At 70.5% G+C, this 16,924-nt stretch carries 15 protein-coding genes and 2 pseudogenes; 13 read left to right on the top strand and 4 right to left on the bottom strand.

Annotated elements, in window-relative coordinates; translation table 11 throughout:
- Window positions 1-10 precede the first annotated feature (10 nt).
- The 10 genes and pseudogenes from ACX28W_RS38530 to ACX28W_RS38485 all read left to right on the top strand — a co-directional run bounded on the left by ACX28W_RS38530 (window position 11) and on the right by ACX28W_RS38485 (window position 9,047).
- Window positions 11-1,525: a VirB4 family type IV secretion system protein gene (locus ACX28W_RS38530; RefSeq protein ID WP_459004775.1), complete on the top strand. Its 1,515-nt coding sequence runs from the start codon at window positions 11-13 to the stop codon at window positions 1,523-1,525.
- Window positions 1,526-1,539: 14 nt separating this feature from the next.
- A complete protein-coding gene (locus ACX28W_RS38525) occupies window positions 1,540-2,109 on the top strand; it encodes a hypothetical protein (RefSeq protein WP_459004774.1) in 570 nt (189 codons plus the stop codon).
- A gap of 278 nt (window positions 2,110-2,387) precedes the next feature.
- Window positions 2,388-3,338 (top strand): hypothetical protein, encoded by a 951-nt coding sequence (locus ACX28W_RS38520; protein ID WP_459004772.1) that lies wholly within the window; start codon window positions 2,388-2,390, stop codon window positions 3,336-3,338.
- A 213-nt stretch (window positions 3,339-3,551) separates the two neighbouring features.
- Complete coding sequence (locus ACX28W_RS38515; RefSeq protein WP_459004771.1) at window positions 3,552-4,331, top strand: hypothetical protein; 780 nt, start codon at window positions 3,552-3,554, stop codon at window positions 4,329-4,331.
- On the top strand, window positions 4,315-5,340 hold the full coding sequence (locus tag ACX28W_RS38510; protein ID WP_459004811.1) for a hypothetical protein: 1,026 nt from the start codon (window positions 4,315-4,317) through the stop codon (window positions 5,338-5,340). Before ACX28W_RS38515 ends, ACX28W_RS38510 begins: the two co-directional genes overlap by 17 nt.
- Entirely contained in the window at window positions 5,341-6,111 is a 771-nt protein-coding gene (locus ACX28W_RS38505) for a hypothetical protein (RefSeq protein WP_459004770.1), read from the top strand.
- 174 nt (window positions 6,112-6,285) lie between these two features.
- Window positions 6,286-7,185, top strand: a complete 900-nt coding sequence (locus tag ACX28W_RS38500) for a hypothetical protein (protein WP_459004768.1) — start codon at window positions 6,286-6,288, stop codon at window positions 7,183-7,185.
- Window positions 7,186-7,223: 38 nt separating this feature from the next.
- On the top strand, window positions 7,224-7,682 hold the full coding sequence (locus ACX28W_RS38495) for a hypothetical protein (RefSeq protein WP_459004767.1): 459 nt from the start codon (window positions 7,224-7,226) through the stop codon (window positions 7,680-7,682).
- Window positions 7,679-8,763 (top strand): annotated as a pseudogene (locus ACX28W_RS38490) (hypothetical protein). Before ACX28W_RS38495 ends, ACX28W_RS38490 begins: the two are co-directional and overlap by 4 nt.
- Before the next feature lie 23 nt (window positions 8,764-8,786).
- Window positions 8,787-9,047 (top strand): hypothetical protein, encoded by a 261-nt coding sequence (locus ACX28W_RS38485; protein ID WP_459004766.1) that lies wholly within the window; start codon window positions 8,787-8,789, stop codon window positions 9,045-9,047.
- 347 nt (window positions 9,048-9,394) lie between these two features.
- Here ACX28W_RS38485 and ACX28W_RS38480 read toward each other — a convergent pair whose 3' ends face one another.
- Entirely contained in the window at window positions 9,395-10,042 is a 648-nt protein-coding gene (locus ACX28W_RS38480) for a TetR/AcrR family transcriptional regulator (RefSeq protein WP_459004765.1), read from the bottom strand.
- Between the two features lie 150 nt (window positions 10,043-10,192).
- Between ACX28W_RS38480 and ACX28W_RS38475 the strand changes: the two genes are divergently transcribed.
- Window positions 10,193-10,951 carry an SDR family NAD(P)-dependent oxidoreductase gene (locus ACX28W_RS38475; protein WP_459004764.1) on the top strand — a complete coding sequence of 253 codons (759 nt, stop codon included), beginning with the start codon at window positions 10,193-10,195 and terminating at the stop codon, window positions 10,949-10,951.
- 56 nt (window positions 10,952-11,007) lie between these two features.
- Here the strand turns inward: ACX28W_RS38475 and ACX28W_RS38470 are convergent, their stop codons facing one another.
- The 3 genes from ACX28W_RS38470 to ACX28W_RS38460 all read right to left on the bottom strand — a co-directional run bounded on the left by ACX28W_RS38470 (window position 11,008) and on the right by ACX28W_RS38460 (window position 14,961).
- A complete protein-coding gene (locus tag ACX28W_RS38470; RefSeq protein ID WP_459004763.1) occupies window positions 11,008-13,521 on the bottom strand; it encodes a hypothetical protein in 2,514 nt (837 codons plus the stop codon).
- Window positions 13,522-13,842 carry a helix-turn-helix domain-containing protein gene (locus ACX28W_RS38465; protein WP_459004808.1) on the bottom strand — a complete coding sequence of 107 codons (321 nt, stop codon included), beginning with the start codon at window positions 13,840-13,842 and terminating at the stop codon, window positions 13,522-13,524.
- 66 nt (window positions 13,843-13,908) lie between these two features.
- Window positions 13,909-14,961 carry a tyrosine-type recombinase/integrase gene (locus tag ACX28W_RS38460; protein WP_459004762.1) on the bottom strand — a complete coding sequence of 351 codons (1,053 nt, stop codon included), beginning with the start codon at window positions 14,959-14,961 and terminating at the stop codon, window positions 13,909-13,911.
- 153 nt (window positions 14,962-15,114) lie between these two features.
- Here ACX28W_RS38460 and ACX28W_RS38455 point away from each other — a divergent pair.
- Both ACX28W_RS38455 and ACX28W_RS38450 read left to right on the top strand, forming a co-directional pair.
- Window positions 15,115-15,297 (top strand): annotated as a pseudogene (locus tag ACX28W_RS38455) (hypothetical protein); the annotation flags it as partial.
- Between the two features lie 62 nt (window positions 15,298-15,359).
- Window positions 15,360-16,924: tyrosine-type recombinase/integrase (locus ACX28W_RS38450; RefSeq protein ID WP_459004761.1), on the top strand; the 1,565-nt coding region annotated here is incomplete at its 3' end.

The raw sequence follows: 16,924 nt of genomic DNA, 5'->3' as shown, positions 1-16,924 counted from the left end.
AGGGCCACCGATGAGCCACCGGCCCGCCCGTCGCGCACGCCGCGCGTCCGCCAGCCCGCTCTTCACCCCCCACGGCACCGACCGCGCCAGCCGCAAGGCCGCCCGTCGCCAGCTCGCCGAGGCCGCCGCCAAGGCCCGCGCGGAAGCCAGCGCCCACCAGACCGAGAGCACATCCGCCGAGCACGAGATGCCCGCCGCGCTCTACCCACCGAGCGGACGTCCCGGACCCGCCTCCGCGCGTAATAACCGGCTGAAGCTGCCCGCCCACCGCATGACGACGGCCGTGGCCGCCGGCGCATACCCCTTCCTGGCCGAAGGCGGACTCGGCGCCGAGGGCATCTACATCGGGCGCGACGTCCACGCGGAAGCGTCCTTTGTCTTCGATCCGTTCGCGCTGTACGGCAAGGTCGAGGGATTCACCAACCCGAACCTCTTGCTCGCCGGGGTGATCGGCCAGGGCAAGAGCGCGCTCGCCAAGAGCTTCGCGCTGCGTTCGGTGGCCTTCGGATACCGCGTCTACGTCCCGTGTGACCCGAAGGGCGAGTGGACGCCGGTGGCGGAAGCCCTCGGCGGCCGGTCCGTCGCTCTCGGCCCCGGACTGCCCGGACGGCTGAACCCTCTGGACGCGGCCCCGCGCCCGGAGAGCGTCTCCGAGGCCGACTGGGTCGGCGAGATCCGCAAACGGCGCCTGCTCCTGCTCGGTTCCCTGGCCCGGACCGTCCTGGGCCGGGACCTGATGCCCATGGAGCACACCGCCCTGGACGTCGCCCTGGACGCCGTCGTCACCCGCGCCGTCGACACCGGCCGCACCCCGCTCCTCGGCGACGTCGCCGCCACCCTCAACAATCCGAGTGCGCTCAACGAGGCCGCCGGAATGATGTCGGGCCAACTCGGCGACGCCGCCCGCGACCTGGCCCACGCGATGCGCCGCCTCGTCCACGGTGACTTGGCCGGCATGTTCGACGCCCCCTCCACCGTCGCCTTCGACCCGAACGCGCCGATGCTCACCATCGACCTGTCCCGGCTGGGCGGCTCCGGCGACGACACCGCCCTCGTTCTGGCGATGACCTGCGCGAGTGCCTGGATGGAGTCCGCCCTCTCCGATCCGTCCGGCGGCCGGCGCTGGATCGTGTACGACGAGGCGTGGCGATTGATGAGGCACGTCGGTCTGCTGCAGCGCATGCAGGCCCAGTGGAAGCTGAGCCGCGGCCTCGGCATCGCGAACCTCATGGTGATCCACCGGCTCAGCGACTTGCTCACCGCCGGCGACGCCGGATCGCAGGGCCGGGCTCTGGCCGAAGGACTCCTCGCGGACTGCTCCACCCGCATCATTTACCGCCAGGAAACCGACCAACTCCATGCCGCAGCCTCGCTGCTCGGCCTGACGTCCGTCGAAATGGACGCCATCGCCCACCTCAACCGAGGGCGTGGCCTGTGGAAAGTCGCCGGACGATCTTTCATCGTGCAGCACCTTCTGCACGCGCACGAGCTGGCGCTCTTCGACACCGACGCTCGCATGCACTGAAAAGCAAGAGGCTCATGAATTCCGATACCCAGCGCGAACTGATACCTCGCGACGCCACCCTCCACATTATCGGCGCGCTCGACGACATGAAGGCCAAACTCCTCGACGCCGCCGAGCAGTGGCAGCTGCTGGACGAGACCGGTCATGTGCCGGCCACGCCGTCCTACGCCGATCTGCTTCAGCATGCCGCCGACGCGCAGGCCCTCTCCCGCGGCGTCGTCCGCATGACTGCCGAATTCGCCCGGACCGCCCACAGCACGACCCGCGCCGGCAGCGCCGTACTCGCCCACCTCGCGACGGCGGCCACCACGTCGAGCCACGCAGCCCCGTACTTCGCCGAGACAGCGGAGAGGGCCCTTTCCCTGCCCCGGTCCTCCAGCCCGACCGACCGGCACCGCCGGGAATACCGCATGGTCATCGACCACGCCACGGCGCGCGCCTATCTGCGGCGCACGTCGGAATCGCTCCGAGACGCGGTCAAGGAACTCGACGCCCACCTCGACTTCCACCGCTTCTTCCCCACGCCTTCCCGGCGGGAGAGCCCGGCGCCCCCGCCGCCCAGGCCGAGCGCACGCCACCGCTAACCCGCACCGAAGCATCCACGCCAGCATCACCCTCTCAAGGAGTCCCCTGAACCGCCCCGCCCACTTCAGCGACGCCGACTGGGCCGAGTACCACCAGTGCCAGGCCGAGCACGACGACCTCAAGGCGCAGGTCGCCGAGCGCGAAGCCCAGTTGGAACACGGCTTGATCAACGCCCACGACGAGTACGCATTCGACTTCACCCCTCTTCCGGAGCCAAAGCCCAGTCCCACCCGCCGGAACCCGCCGCTGCGCCACGCACCCTCGCGCGGAAGAAGCCGTGGTCGCTGAGGACAAGAACACCCCGACCACCTCCCACACCGACACCCGCCGCACGTCCGTCGACGCGTCCGCGCTCGCGCCGCTCCCCGACCACCGCAACGTGAACACCGCCTGGTGGCAGGAGCTGTGGCGCCGCCACGCGCACATCACCACGCCACTGCGGCAACGCGGCCTGGAGTGCGACATCGAGTTCGGCCTCAGCGCGTACATCGTGCGCGTATCACTCCCCGACGACAGTCACCTGATCATCAGCCCGCCGCAGGAGCCCTCCTGCGACCGTCCGCCAGGGGACCCGCAGGGGTGGATCGTGACCCGCCAGCAGCCCGACGACCAGGCGCTGTTCGAAGTGATCTACGACTCGGCCCCCTCCGCCGACCCACGTGCCCCTGAGCGGCCCGAAGCCCGCCACGGCGGCAACGCCACGCACCTGATCGATGCGATCGACCAGCGGCTCATCCAACTCGGGCTGCTGCCCGCTCCCTCCTCGTCCACCGCAAGCGCGCACGTGTCCGCAGCCACGCCGACTCTCCGCGCGCCCAAGACCCCGGACGTCTCCGGCAACGCGGACCGCACCTCCGTCTCCGTCTACGGCGACGCGCTCCTCGCTCTCACCGACCGGCTCAACGCAACCGAGTCGCATGCGGACGCCGCCGCCCTGCTGCACCAGGTCCTGGACCCCACCAGCGGCCTGCTGGAGCGGCTCGGCGAATTCTTCGAAGCAGCCGGGGAGAAAGCCAAGGAAGCCGAGCAGGACGACGGATTCGACCTCCACTACGACCTTGGAGACGCCGCGGCCACCCTGCGCAGTCTCGGTGAGGACCTGCACACCTCTGTCGACCGCATGCGTGCCCTGGCCCCCGCGCGCCAGACCACCAACGCTGCCCTCCCTTCGGGCCCAAGCCCCAGGCCGCCGACGGCGAAGATCCCCATGCCGGGTCGCACCCGGTGAACCAGGCGCGCCCGACGCTCACCGCGCAGTCGTCTGCCTCGAAGACCTGGAACGTGTCGCCTTCCCGGGATTGTGAGGTCCACGAGCCGCGGGCCCGACTTCGTGGCCTCCCGCCTGGCCGGGGGGTGGCCCGGATGACGGTCCGCGTCGCCGCCGGGGAGGTGCACGCTGCGCTACCTCGGCACTCCCTCGGGGCCTGAGATACGGGCCGCGATGAGCGCCGGACGCATCGGCTGCATGACCACCCCCGCGCAAGGCAGCCGGATCCCCGAGGGCGCGCTGTATGCCTGTGACAACTCCAAGTTCGGCAGCGACGGCAAGGGCCGCTACTGGCCTGGCGCCGAAGCGTGGTTCGCCTGGCTGTACCGGACCGTTGAACGGTACGGGCCGGATCGCAGCCTGTGGGCGCTCGCCCCGGACCAGCCGTTCGACGCCGTCGGCACCCTCACCGAGTCCCTGCAGTGGCTGGCCCGCATCCGCGAACTGGGCATCCCCGCGGCCTACGCGGCCCAGGACGGCTGCGATGCACCAGGGCTGCTGCCGTGGGACAGCTTCGACGTCCTGTTCCTGGCCGGATCGACCGAGTGGAAACTCGGGCCCGTCGCCGAACGGCTGGCCCGCGAGGCGAAGGCCCGCGGCAAGGGCGTGCACATGGGCCGCGTCAACTCCCGGATCCGTCTGGGGATAGCCGAGTGGTTCGGCTGCGACAGCGCCGACGGCACCTACCTCGCGTACGGGCCCGACAAGAACCTGCCCAAGCTCCTCAACTGGCTCGACGAACTCGACGGCCGCCCCTCCCTCATCGGCGGCACGCAACTCTTCACCGTCCCCGACGCACCGTCGACTGCTCCGCCCCCGCGAGCAGACCTCCGACGACGCGTACTGCCAGGTCACGAGGCAGCCATGAGATCGAAGAAACACCCGCCCACGGCGACAAGCGATGCAGCCCCCGCATTCCCGACACCACGAGGTCCACGTGCCAGAACCCGCTGAACAGTCGACGCCGCACCGGTTGCAGCAGCTGTCCCTCGAACTGCGCAGCGCCTGCGAGCCCCTCGGCCTGCTCGACAACACCGGCCGCATCCCCCCTGCCCGTGCGCACGTCGCGGACGCGGACGATGGCGGGTCGCCGGCCGGTGCTTCATCGTCCAACATCAACTCCACCCGCACGAGCCTGGCGTTGTTCGACACTGACGGCCCTACAGAAAAGCCTATGCCCTCCATTAGTCTCGGCGATCACGACCAGATCGGTGTCATCGCCCTCACCAGCAACGACGCCCCCGCGGCAGCCCACACACTACTTACCGACCACGGCTTCTGGCGCCCACGAGGCGTCTTCGGCTACATCCTGATCCACGACAGGTACGACCACGACATTCCAGCCCGGCTCGAGCGGTTCCTTGCCGCTACCGCCCGGCAGGGCATCGGCGTGGAATACCACTTGCCCCGTATCCTCCCGGACGCCGGCTCTCCAGCCGCGGGGAAGCGCGTCGAGGAACTATGGCGCGATAACCAGGAACGGGAGTACCGCCGTTCACGGCGTGAGGCCGCCCGGATCGTCACCTCCGGCAGCGATCTGGAAACCGTTGCCCATGGCCTTTCTCGCCGCCTGCCCGGCGAATGGACGTTCCACGTAACCGACTTCGTCGAGCCGGGCAGCCAGCTCGATTTCCTCGACGAGCTGTGGGACAACGCATGCCTGGGCAGCGCCTGGATGCAATTCCACGTACCCCGCGCCGCGATTCTCACCGGCCCCAGCCGCCTCCAGCTCGTCGTGATCGACCGCCCGCTGCACCACGAACAGGTCCTCGTCGGCGCGCTATCCCTGCACGGCATCACCCACGACTACTTCGGCGACGACAACGCCCCGCACGCGATCACGGTCCCCTCCGAGGCGGCCCGCGCCGCACACACGGTCACCCGACGGCTCCTGCCCCGCTACCACCAGGCCGCCCGCCGCCTGCGTACCAACCAGCACGCCACCAGCCCTGTCGAGGAATGAATGCGCTGTCCCGCAGGTCTCACCCACCGCACCGATCTGTCTGCCTTCGCCCGCGCCCTCGCCCAGCGGCTGCCGGGTACCTGGACGAGCAGCTACCACCGCTATACCGACGACGAGTTCCCACTCGACCACGGCGTCTGGGACACCGGTGAGCCCAGCTGGGCCGTCGGCCAGAGACTCGGCCAGCACGCCGTGCTCGACGGACCCGACGGCCAGCAGCTGTACGTCCTCGACCCGCAACGCAGCCCGGGCCAGTTCCTGGTCGTCCCGCCCATCCCTGACGGCTTTAAGCCCCACCACTTCCGCCGCGTGGACGAGCCAGGCGGCATCGCCGTCCCGGGCGATCCCGCGCGCGCCGCCGCCGACGTCGTACGCCGCGTCCTGCCGCGTTACCAGCACGCACTGGCCGCGGTGCGCCACAACGCCCACCTCCAGCCCGACCCTGTACGCCGTGCCGAACCCGCCGCGGTCACCCAGACCGTCACGCTCACCTGGTACCGGGACGGAGCCTTCGGCGCCCCGTACGACAGCGTGCCCGCCGAGGTCCGCATGCTCCTGTACGGCTACGGCTTCCAGTACCGCCCACACGAAAGCGCCCTCCTCCTGCCCGCCGCCTACAACGGAGTCGACGAGGGCATGTCGCGCATCGAGGCCGTCGCACGCCGTCTCACCGAGCAGGGCTTCGGCGTGAACCTCCGTCCCGCCGCATCGACCGCCTCCGCGCCTCCGCCACCGCCGCCCACGAAGACGGCACCAACACGCAGCCGCTGACCGCGAAGACACCAACCCCGCAGACCACCCTCCCTCGCCCGCAACAGAGCGCACACCGCCCTCGCCGAGAGCGGCTTCCGACGGGACGACGAGGGCGTCTACCACCTGCAAGCAGACGGCAACGGGACCACCATGGTCGACCTGGTCAAGTGCGCGAAACGGCACCGCACCAGCGTGCATACGAGCAGCCGGCGCTTCATCGGCGATGCCGCCCGGGACCTAGCGCGCCAACTGCCCGGCCAGTGGCACACCTCGGTCGAGATCTACTCGCACCCCGCTTGGCAGGAAGACCTCGTGCCCTGGATCTGGGACAGCGGCGAACTCGGCCGTGCCCTGCAGAGCGAGCGGATTTCCTACGCCGCCACGCTCACCGACATGGTGCAGGGCACCACGCTGCTGTTCGTCGAGCGCCCCGGCCGCCAACTCGACTACCTGGTCGGCGCCTTCGCCCCGGAAGGGCTCGACGAGGGCTACGGCGATCCCCACGCTCCGCGCAGCATCGTCCTGTCGCCGTTCGCCGGACGGGCGGCCCAGGCCGTCACCGACCGGTATCTGCCCTCCTACGAGCAGGCCGTCCACGCCCGCCGGACCGCGACCATCGCCGCCGTACTCCGGGGCATCCGCTCCGAGCACGACACCTGGCAGTCCATGGTCGCCTCCGGCCGCTACAGCGACGCCACTCCACTGAGCGCCGCCGCCCTCGGCGCCGCGACCGAGGAATTCCTCGACCACGCCTGGCGCCGCTTCCTCACCGTCGTCGACCACGCCCCGACACTGATCGACCGGTGCCATCCCGCCAGCATCCCGTGGCCCGACGACGCCGCGACGCTGTCCCGCCTGGCCGACGCCGTGATTGATGCCGAGACCCTGTTGGACGACGTCGTCCAGGGCAGCCCCCTTGCGCCGCAGGAGCACCGTGCCCGTGCGTGGCCGACCATCGAGACCTGGCTCACCGACGGCGAGATCTTCCTGCGCCAAGCCCGCATGAGCGCACCCCACCGCCGACCGGCCCTCCCCGTCGCCGCGCCGGTCCGCCCCCTCGCCGCGGCCCGCCCCGCGCACCGCAGCCACTGACAGCTCCACCCCGACAACGCGAGGAGAACCCCGCCCCCTTGCAACCCGGCACCCACTTCGTCTTCGGCGACCACGACACGCACGGCTTCGTCGCCTCCTTCACCGCCTCCATGCCAGCGCACCTCGCCCACTGGTACCTGGAACACGAGCAGTTCGAACCCGTCCCCGGAGAACCAGGGCTGTACCGGCTCAGCGAGCCCGAGCGCGACGGCCCTCGCCGGACCCGCCAGGCCGTCCACGATCTGCGCCGCCAGGGCTACACCGTGCAGGCCGACATCCCCCTCGATCCGTCCCTCTCCGCCAGCCCACCACGCCCGGTCCGGCCGAACGGACTCCAGGAACGCCGCAGCCGTCTCGCACAGGCCGCCGCCGGCCGAACGACGCAGCGCGCCACACCGCCCACCACCTCACCGCCGGCCGCACGGCCGATCCCGCCGAAACCCACCTACGCACCGACCGTCCACCTGACGGCCTCGGGTGGGGGACGGTCCCGATGACGCCCGCAAGCGACCCGACCCCCGAAGACTCCCTGCCGGTGTCACCCGACCTCGCCAACCGTGCACGCGACTTCCGACTGCGGATGGCGGCCATCGACCGCGAGACCGAAACCGCGCTCGACATGACACGCGACCGCTACAGCCGCACCGTCCATGCAGGCGCCGCGGCAGCCGCACGAGCCCACCGCGACAAGGCGGCCGTAGAGGCGTACACCACCCACCTCGCCCCGCACGCCGACGCTCTGCTCGATGCCGCCCGCCACGCGCTCGACGAGCTGCCACCCGCCCGGCACCTGGCCGGGTGGCGGGCCGTGCTGGACGACCTGGCCGCCTCCGCCACCGAGATCCGCCGGGCGCTCGACCGGCCGACCACCCCTGGCTCCGCAGCCGAACGCGCGCAACATGCGGCCCTGTGGCCGCACCTCGCCGCCTGGGCGGACCACAGCTTCATCGCGAGCTGGAGCTGACCGAGTCGTGGTACGCCGCCGACGGGCAGCCGATCACCCTCGCCCATCTGATCGAGGACGACGACTCGACGCTTGTCGCGCTGCGAGGTGACCCGGACGCACCGGGCTGGCAGGTGATCGGGCACTACGCGCACGAATACGAGGCGGGGAAGGTACTACCTGCCCCGGTCCCGCCCGGTGTGCTGCGCGCCGACGTCTCAGGGTTCAACCGGCCCGAGCCCACCCCCGAGATCTCGCTGCAGGAACTCACCCGGGACGTCGTCGAGGCCCAGCACGCCGGTGACGCGTCCAACGCTCTCCTCAGTGCCACCCAGCGCGGCTACGACGCAGGACCGATGGTCCGCCTCCAGGAACTCCTGGAAGCGAGCAGCCAGTTCGCCAGCGCGCTGGAGACCGTGCAGGGCCGCCAGATCGCCGCCCGCCTCTCGGCGCTGGGCCGGCAGATCGAGTTCCTCACCCGCGAAGTCGAGGAGGCGGCCGAGGACCTCGGCGCGACCGTCGCCGTCCTGCCGCCGCACCGCACCCCCGTGCTGCGCATCCGCCTGCGCCCCGCTGTGGACACCGCGCCACCCACGCCGCCGACTCGCGCCAGCGCGACCGCCCGCCACCGCTAAGCGCCAGTGCGTTCCTGACCGTCGTGGTCGCCTGCGCCTACGTCATCACCGACGTCCTCACCCCCGCGGGCCGCACCAGCGAGGCGTACGCGTGGCTGATCCTCTCGATCGGCGCCGGGCAGTTCGCCGGCACCGCCCTCGCCGGACGCCTCGCCGAGCAGCCACTCGTCAGCGCAGCGCTCCCCGCCACCGGCGTGGCCCTCGCTCTCACCGTCCTTCTCGCCGCGCGCCGATGTCTCGGCCCTACCAGACAGCCGCCGCGCGGCTGGCACAAGACGCCCTGATCAGGGCGCAACCCCACTACTCGCCAACCCCTTTTGAGGAGATCCATTTATGGCCGTTACTGGCAAGTGCGGCTATTGAAACTTGCGGAGTACCCAAGGAGCTTGAGGGTATGCCGACAGGGTCCGCAGCCGCTGGCAGCGCCTGGCCCCATGCGCGTGCCGGGCCACGGCACCGCTGCGGCGGCGGCCGGGGACACCGTCTGCATTCCTGGCGGCGGCACAGCCGCCGGGCCCCCGTCGCAGTGAATGACGCTTACAGGCCGCCCCGGTACTGACCGGCAGCCTCCCGCAGCGATTCGGGGGCCCGGGAGCGGGCGCCGTCCGCACCCGCAGCGGCGCCGGAGCCCTCAGGAGTGCTGCGGGTCGTCGGCGCTGCGGCCGTAGCGGGCGAGCATCGTCGTGACCGCCTCGTCGACGGCGTGGCCAACGTCGGCGGGTGCGGGGCTCCAGTCGGCGAGCAGCATCCGCGGCCACAGGACGTAGTTGGCGATCATGCCGAGGAACTGGTTGGTGGCGCTCTCCGCGTCGGGTACCACCGCGGCGCCCGCGGCGTGCTGGGCCTCCAAGTAGTGCTGGACGGAGATGAAGTAGGGCAGCTTGCCCAGCTCGAACTGAGCCCGTCCCAGTTCCGGGAAGCGCGGCAGTTCGGCGATGACGATGCGGAAGAGGGCCGCCATTGCGGGCCGGCCGATCAGGTCGGCGTACTGGCGACCGATGGTGCTCAGGCCGACGCGCAGGTCACCGGGCTGCGTCGCGGGGGCCGCCGGGTCCGGCCCACCCTTCCAGTACTCGGTGACGATGGCCTCGAAGAGCGCTGCCTTGGTGGGGAACTGCTTGAACAGCGTGGACTTCGAGACGACCGCTTCCTGCGCGATCTTCGCCAGCGAGGTCCCGTCATAGCCCCGTTCCAGGAACAGCTTCGTGGCCGCTGCGGTGATCGCCTCGCGCTTGCGCTGAGCGAGTCGTTGATGGTGCGCCGAGAGTCCTGCGGTCATGAGCCCAGTATGACCCATCACGAGGCGAGTCACTTGACTCGCCACTGTGTAGATGTTTACGTGGAAAGGGAGGCGAGTCGCACGACTCGCATTCGGTCGACGGGGGCACTCCCCGCCGGCGTCCTTCCGTTCCCGCATGGAGAAACACTCATGGAGTCAGGCAAGATCGCATTGGTGACCGGCGGCAATCGCGGGCTGGGCCGGGCCACGGCCCAGTCGCTGGCCCGGCACAAGCTGCGCGTCATCGTCACCTACCGCGGCGACGCCCAGGAGGCCGAGGAGACGGTCAAGAGCGTCCAGGAAACCGGCGCCGCAGCAGCCGCACTGCGGCTGGACATCAGCGACGTGGCCTCCTTTCCTGCCTTCGTCTCCCACCTGGCCGCGCAACTGGAGCGCTGGGACGCGACCCGGCTGGACGTCTTGGTCAACAACGCCGGGATCGGGCTGTTCGGACCGCTGGAAGCGGTCACGGTCGACGACTACGACGCGGTGATGGACACCAATGTGCGCGGCACGTTCTTCCTCATCCAGGCGCTTGCGCCCCTGCTGGCCGACGGGGGGCGGATCATCAACGTCTCCTCCTCCCTCAGCCGCCACACCAGTGCTGGCACCTCGGTCTACTCGGCCTCCAAGGCGGCGGTCGAGGTCCTCAGCCGGGCCCTGGCCCTGGAACTGGGGGCGCGCAAGATCCGCGTCAACGCCATCGCGCCGGGGCCGACCGCCACCGACTTCAACGGCGGAGCCATGCGGGACGACGCGCAGATGCGCGAGGACTTGGGCGCGCAGACAGCGCTCGGCCGCGTCGGTGAACCGCAGGAGATCGGCGACGCGATTGCCGCGCTCGCCTCCGAGGACCTGCGATGGGTCACCGCCCAGCGCCTCGAGGTGTCCGGCGGCGCCCTGTTGTAGGGACCGCCGCCCACACCGTGTGCCCCGCCCCTTACCTCGTAGAACCGAGAGATGTATCAGACGCGGTCTGCCCCGCGGGCCCGGTGGGCGGCATAGCGGGCCTCGTCGCCGCCGCTCTCGGCCATCCAGTTCGCGGCGGTCTGCTCGCAGAAGCCGAGCAGACGACTGAAAACGAACGCGGGAAGCTCAGCGGCCAGATCCATGAGCGAGGCGTTCCTGGTGGGCCGGGGCCGGATACCGAGCGCCTTGAGCCTGCGCGACAGACTGACCGGCCCCATCGGCCGACCGGCCCGGGAACCGGGGAACAACCATCGGCTCGGGCCTGGTTCGAGGCGATGGGCCTTGCCGACCGGGTGGCGCACCAGTTCGCGGAGCATCCCGTCCAGCGGCGGCGGGATTTCTACCGGGTGTGTCCCCAGGCGCAGCCGCAGCGTGGTGCCGTCGTCGAGGACGTCGTCGCGGCTGAGGGCACAGATCCGGGACGGGGGCTGCGCGAACAGCAACAGGAGCAGTCCGGCCGCGCGGTCGCGGACCGCGATGTCGGGTTCGCTCACGAGCCGGTGCACCAGTCGCCAGCGTGTATCGGCGGCGATGATGTCGGCGGCGAGCGAGCTGGTGTAGAAGGGGGCCGTCAGGGCTCGGGTGTGCTGGTGTCGGCTGGTCCAGTGCAAGAAGGACCGGATCCGCAGGCGCTCGGCCGGGCCCGTGGCGACGTAGGCGTCGATGTGGTCCTGCGTGCACGCGGCAAGGCTGCTGCCCTGTGCTGGCAACCATTCCAGTAGACGGACGACGGAGCGGATTTCCTGCCGGATCCCGCAGGCTTGCCCAGGGCTGGTGTGCGCGGCCTGTCGGTGCAGGCGGCGCAGCGGCTGCCAGCGTGCCCACCGTTCCACGATCCGCCGCTCCGCCGCGTCGGGGAGACGACCCAGGACCTTCGGCAACCACTGCTCGATCTGGGCGAGCTGTTCGTCGCGGACGGCCAAGACGCCGTGTGCGACGAGGAGTGCGCGCAGATGGTCAGCAACGTGTCCGTCGGCCACGGTGTCCAGGGTCTGGTGCGTCACCGGGCCCGTCGCGGTCGCGAGCGCCCGGAAGGCAGCGCGGCGGGCCGGCGTCTTGTGCACCCACCGCAGGACGGTGCGGGCATCGAGCGCGCGGAGCGTGTCGACGACGCCATGGAGTTCGGACCGCACCTGGCCGTCGGGGCCGACGAAGACATCGCGCAGACTCCGGTCGCGCGCACAGTCCGGGCACATGCCCCGGTGGAAGAGACGGGTGACAACTCCACAGCGTACGCAGGGCTTCTTCGCGCTGGGGTGCTTGGTCCAGCAGGTCTGGCACAGCCGTCGCCCGCCGGGAAGAAGCGCGGAGATCCGGTAGGTCTTCCCGCAGCCGTCGCACGGTGATGGCGGGGTGCCGCAGGTTGCACACAGGGGTTCCCCGTCTGCGGTGCGGTTGTTGACCCGGCGCAGCTGGCCGCACCGCACGCACACAGCCTGGTGCCGGGCCTTGGCCGTGCACGACTGGCAGCGCGGCGTCGCGGTCGACGCGAACCAGCACGGCCTCCAGGCCCCGCAGGTCGCGCACAGGGCGTAGGGGTTGGTGCAGCACGCCGGGCACAACCCTCCGCCGTCGTCCGTGCGCCGGCGGCGGATGCGGATCTCACCGCAGCCGCCACAGCGTCTGTGATGCAGCGGGTCCATCTGCCGACAGGAGACACACACCGCCCGGCCCTCACTGTCGTGGCCGCCGACAGGCCGGTCCCGGCCGCAGCAGGCGCACCTGGCCGTCCGGCTCTTCGTCCAGCAGTGAGAGCAGCAGCGGATCCCTTCGCGCAGGCTGACCAGGTTGGTGCTTGCGTTGCACCAAGGGCAGAGCGGAATGACCACGCCCCTCGCGCCGTGATCGTCCAGGATCTTCGCCAGGGCGGAGACCGACTGCGGACCGTGAGCGCCCGAACCCGTCAGAAGGTCGGGGCGATCCGACAACGCCCACCACAGGCGCAGTTGCCCCGCCCGGCTCCGCTCCGCCTGCCTCACCGCGTCCTCCAGCACGGCACGCGGCAGGCCCGTGGACGCGGCGAGCAGTCCCGTGATCTCGCGGATCGGGTCGACGTCCTGGTCGGGCAGGTGCTTGCGGCACCGCGGACGCCCCTCGCGATCTCGGCCGCGGAAATCGCGTCGGCCGCACTCGACACAGCGGCGGTCCTCGATCCGGTTGCGGTTGTAGCACGAGCCACAGATCCGCCCGCTGGGGGACGTCGCCGTGAGAGGTCGCTGGCGCCCGCACGCGGCGCAGCTCGGGAGCACCAGCCCGGTGGCGCCACCCTCGACCAAGGCCCGGATCAGCCGCTCCACGAGCCGCGGCACCTGCGGCACACCCGAGGTCAACAGGCACGGGTCGGCCTCCAGCATCCGGGCGAGCTCGCGCCGCTGCGGACGCTGACGGAACACCCTCTCCACCGCAGCGGTCACCGCCTGCGGCATGCAGGACGGATCGACCGTAGCCACCACCTCGGCCACGACCGCCTCGGGCTCCGACTGCCACCGCAGCAGCTCTACCTCGGTCACCTAGTTGGCCGGCCCGTCCTCGGGCGGTGGCAGAACACGCGCCCGGCGGGGACGGAACTCCCCCACCCCCGCCCCACCAGACCGGCCCGAACTCTCCTGGCCAGCTGCCCGCCGGGCGGCCGGCGCCTGCACCGCCACCGGCTCGATCAGCTCCTCCATGCGGCAGCCCAGGATGTCCATCAAGGCCATCAGCACCGCCAGATTCAACCGCTCGGGCCGCTCCGTCACCAGCCGGTAGACCTGCGAAGGCGACAGGTCGATCCCCCGCTCGGCCAGCACCGGACGCAAGTCGGTGGTGGCGAACATGCCCCGCATCGCCATCACCTCCCGCAGATGCCACCGGTAGTCCAACTTCCGCACCGTGTCCCCTCTCCCAGCCGCCGCCTGCTACCGCACCGTACTCAGGGCCCGGTCCAGCATCCGTCGCATCATCGCGTTCATGAAGTCCCCGCTCACCCCGGTGTACAGGGCGGTCGTTGACGCGTAGCGATGACCGACCTGACGCTGAACGAACGCCGGGTCGGCACCGTCCTCGATCTGGTGCGTGACGTGGCTGTGCCGCAGGCAGTGCGGCACCAGATCCCCATCCAGGCCCAGCGCATCACGATAGGAAGCAAACCGATCCTCGATCTCCCTCGGCTGCAACCGACCGCCCCGCTCGGTCAGCCACAGCGCCGGAAGCTCCGCCGCCCTCGCGTACCGCGGCCGGACGTTCGCCACATAGTCGGCCACCGCCTCCACCGCCCAGGGCATCACCGACAAGGTCGTGCGCCGCCGCCACGGCGATCCCTTCGTGCGCTTCCCGTATCGCACGTGCAGGGAGCCGAACTCCCCCAACTCCGGTGCCGCGGCATTGCGGTAGAAGTCGACCGTCTCCAGCCGCGACGTCTCCGTACACCGGCTGCCCCACCCGTACATGACCTTGAAGACCGTCGCGTCCCGGTACGCCGCCAGCGCGCCCTTACGGCCCAGTCTCACCGCCCGCTCGACCTGGTCGTCGGCATAGTCGAAGAACCTCTGCAGCTCGGCCCGTGTCATCGGTCGACGTCCTGGCCGGCCTTCACACTCCACCAGGTGGGCCACGGTGTTCCACTCATGGCAGATCTGCACCGGGTGTGTCCCGAACCGCTCTTCGCACTCGGCGGGCCACTGGTAGTGCGGCGAGGTGACGTAATCGCAGAACAGCCGGATCGCACCCTGGTAACTGCGAATCGTCGACTCGGCCCGTCGTACGACGCCGATGAGGTGCGTCATCCAGTCGTCGAGATCCGACGCAGTCCACTGCCACGGGTAGGCGTTCGCGAACTCCGAAAACCGCTCCACCACCCTCAGTCGATCACCGATCGTCTTCGACCGCAGACGTCGTCCGCCGCGCTGCTGACGTGTCCACCCCTCCAGCATCGCCTCGAAGACCGCGTCCTCGGGCCGCAGCAAAGACACCCCCTGCAGCAGTACCAGCCGCGCGGAAGCGTCTCCAGAACCGCCTCCAAGCACCTCAACCACCTCCGTCCGCCGCGTGAATCGTGCACCCAACGCACGAAGCTCCGCAACGCCGCAGGCCACCACCCCACCCCCTACAGAAAGGCTCTCGAAATGAAGCCGCAGGACAACCGCCCGATCTCGAACTCAACGCCCGTTAAACGAAATTACCCGGGAGTCCGTACTCATTGGACCGTGGAGCACGCCTGCTCCCACCAAGTGGTTCATGACCTGTCCGGCCGTCCTGCCGACAAGCGGGCAGGATTCGCCCGCTGGCTCGCAGCCAAGGACTGCTCTGTTAACTGCACCATCCTCACCTCGTTGGTCACGGCGTAACAGGCCACGATCAAGGAGCAAGTGTGGATGTACGCGATGAGTTGATGGAGGGCCGACAGGCCATCCCTCGCCTCGGACGAGTGGTGGAGGTTAACCGGGCGCATCCGCCGTACGCGATGCTCGATGCGGCGGGGGCCGAGGTCGAGCCGGTCACCGCGTTTCTGCGGGACCTGGCGCTTGGGGATTCCAGCCCGCTGACCTGCCGCAGCTACTGCTACGGGATGCTGCGTTGGTTCCGTCTGCTGTGGCTACTGGGCACCGGGTGGGAGCGGGCGACGGAGTCTGAGGTCGCGGTGCTGACGGGTTGGCTGCGCTCGGCCTCCAACCCGCAGCGTCAACGACACCGGGCCGATGCTCCGGTGGCCGGGACGGTCAATCTCCGCACAGGCAAAGCGTCCCTGGGCGCCGGGTACGCGCCGCGGACCATCAACCACGCTCTGACGGTGATCAGCGGGTTCTACGAGTTTCATGCCCATCACGGCCGCGGCCCGGTCGTCAACCCGGTGCCGCACTCGGCTCAGCGGCGCCGCGCGCTGGGGCACCGCAGTCCGCTGGAACCTACGCCGGTGGTGGGCCGGGCCCGGCTGCGGCAGCGGGTGTCCGACCGGCCGCCGCGGTCGATTCCCGACCGGTTGTGGGACGAATTGTTCACCGCGATGAACTGCGACCGCGACCGGGCCCTGCTGGAGATCTTCGTCTCCAGCGGCGCACGCGCCAAGGAACTCCTCGGCATCGCCGTCGGCGACATCGACTGGTCCGGCCAGCGGATCTATGTGATCACCAAGGGCACCCGGGCCAGGGAAGCGGTCCCGGTCTCCCCGCAGGGCCTGTTCCGCCTGGCCCTCTACCTCGACGCGGCCGGCACACCCGCCGATGGCGAACCCCTCTGGAGGGCCCACCGAGGCCCCGACCGTCCGCTGACCTACTGGGCCATGCGCCGTGTCATGCAGCGGGCGAACACCGTGCTGGGAACGAACTGGTCCCTGCACGATCTACGGCACACCGACACCGGCGACGATCCGGCCTTCGCCGGCCGCTTCGCCTCCCGCCAGATCGAGGCCCGACCGGCCTTGGTGACCGCCGCGCCGCGCCCCTTCGGGGATCTGTCCGCCGCCACGCCGCAGCTCATCGGCCAGCTCGCGCACGGCGCCTCGCCGGCAGCCTCCGAACGGACCGCCGAACAGCACCGGGCCTCCACTCGGCGCGTCCTGGCCTACCTGGGCGGGTTCGAAGGCAGCACCTGGCAACAGCGCTGGGATGCCAGCCCCCTGGGCCTCGGCGAGATCACCGCCGCTGACCTCGGCACCAACCGGACCGGGCAGAAGTACAGCGTCGGCGTCAGGGCACTGTTCTGCCTCCGCGTCGTCCAGCCGACGCTGCTGGTGATGAAGAAGCACAACTTCAACGGATTCCCCGACCAGTTCATCGCTGCCCAGAACGATTCCCTGCTTAGAAGTCATCTCATTTGGCCGGGTAAGCTGCCGGTCGTGGCAGGGATCGTTGAGCGGCTGGTGCCGGACGAGTTGTGGGAACTGTTCCAGCGGGTGGTGCCGGAGGCGCCGTCGCGGCCTCAGGGCGGTGGCCGGCG

The sequence above is a fragment of the Streptomyces sp. SD15 genome (assembly GCF_054462255.1).
The sequence above is the reverse complement of the archived record's forward strand: the minus strand, read 5'-3'. Positions and strand labels throughout refer to the sequence as shown.

Bases quoted from the DNA above. Each gene is read 5' to 3' on its own strand.
- ACX28W_RS38530 (WP_459004775.1), top strand. From the start codon at position 11: ATGAGCCACCGGCCCGCCCGTCGCGCACGCCGCGCGTCCGCCAGCCCG.
- ACX28W_RS38475 (WP_459004764.1), top strand. From the start codon at position 10,193: ATGGAGTCAGGCAAGATCGCATTGGTGACCGGCGGCAATCGCGGGCTG.
- ACX28W_RS38505 (WP_459004770.1), top strand. From the start codon at position 5,341: ATGCGCTGTCCCGCAGGTCTCACCCACCGCACCGATCTGTCTGCCTTC.
- ACX28W_RS38465 (WP_459004808.1), bottom strand. From the start codon at position 13,842: ATGGCGATGCGGGGCATGTTCGCCACCACCGACTTGCGTCCGGTGCTG.
- ACX28W_RS38480 (WP_459004765.1), bottom strand. From the start codon at position 10,042: ATGACCGCAGGACTCTCGGCGCACCATCAACGACTCGCTCAGCGCAAG.
- ACX28W_RS38525 (WP_459004774.1), top strand. From the start codon at position 1,540: ATGAATTCCGATACCCAGCGCGAACTGATACCTCGCGACGCCACCCTC.
- ACX28W_RS38515 (WP_459004771.1), top strand. From the start codon at position 3,552: ATGAGCGCCGGACGCATCGGCTGCATGACCACCCCCGCGCAAGGCAGC.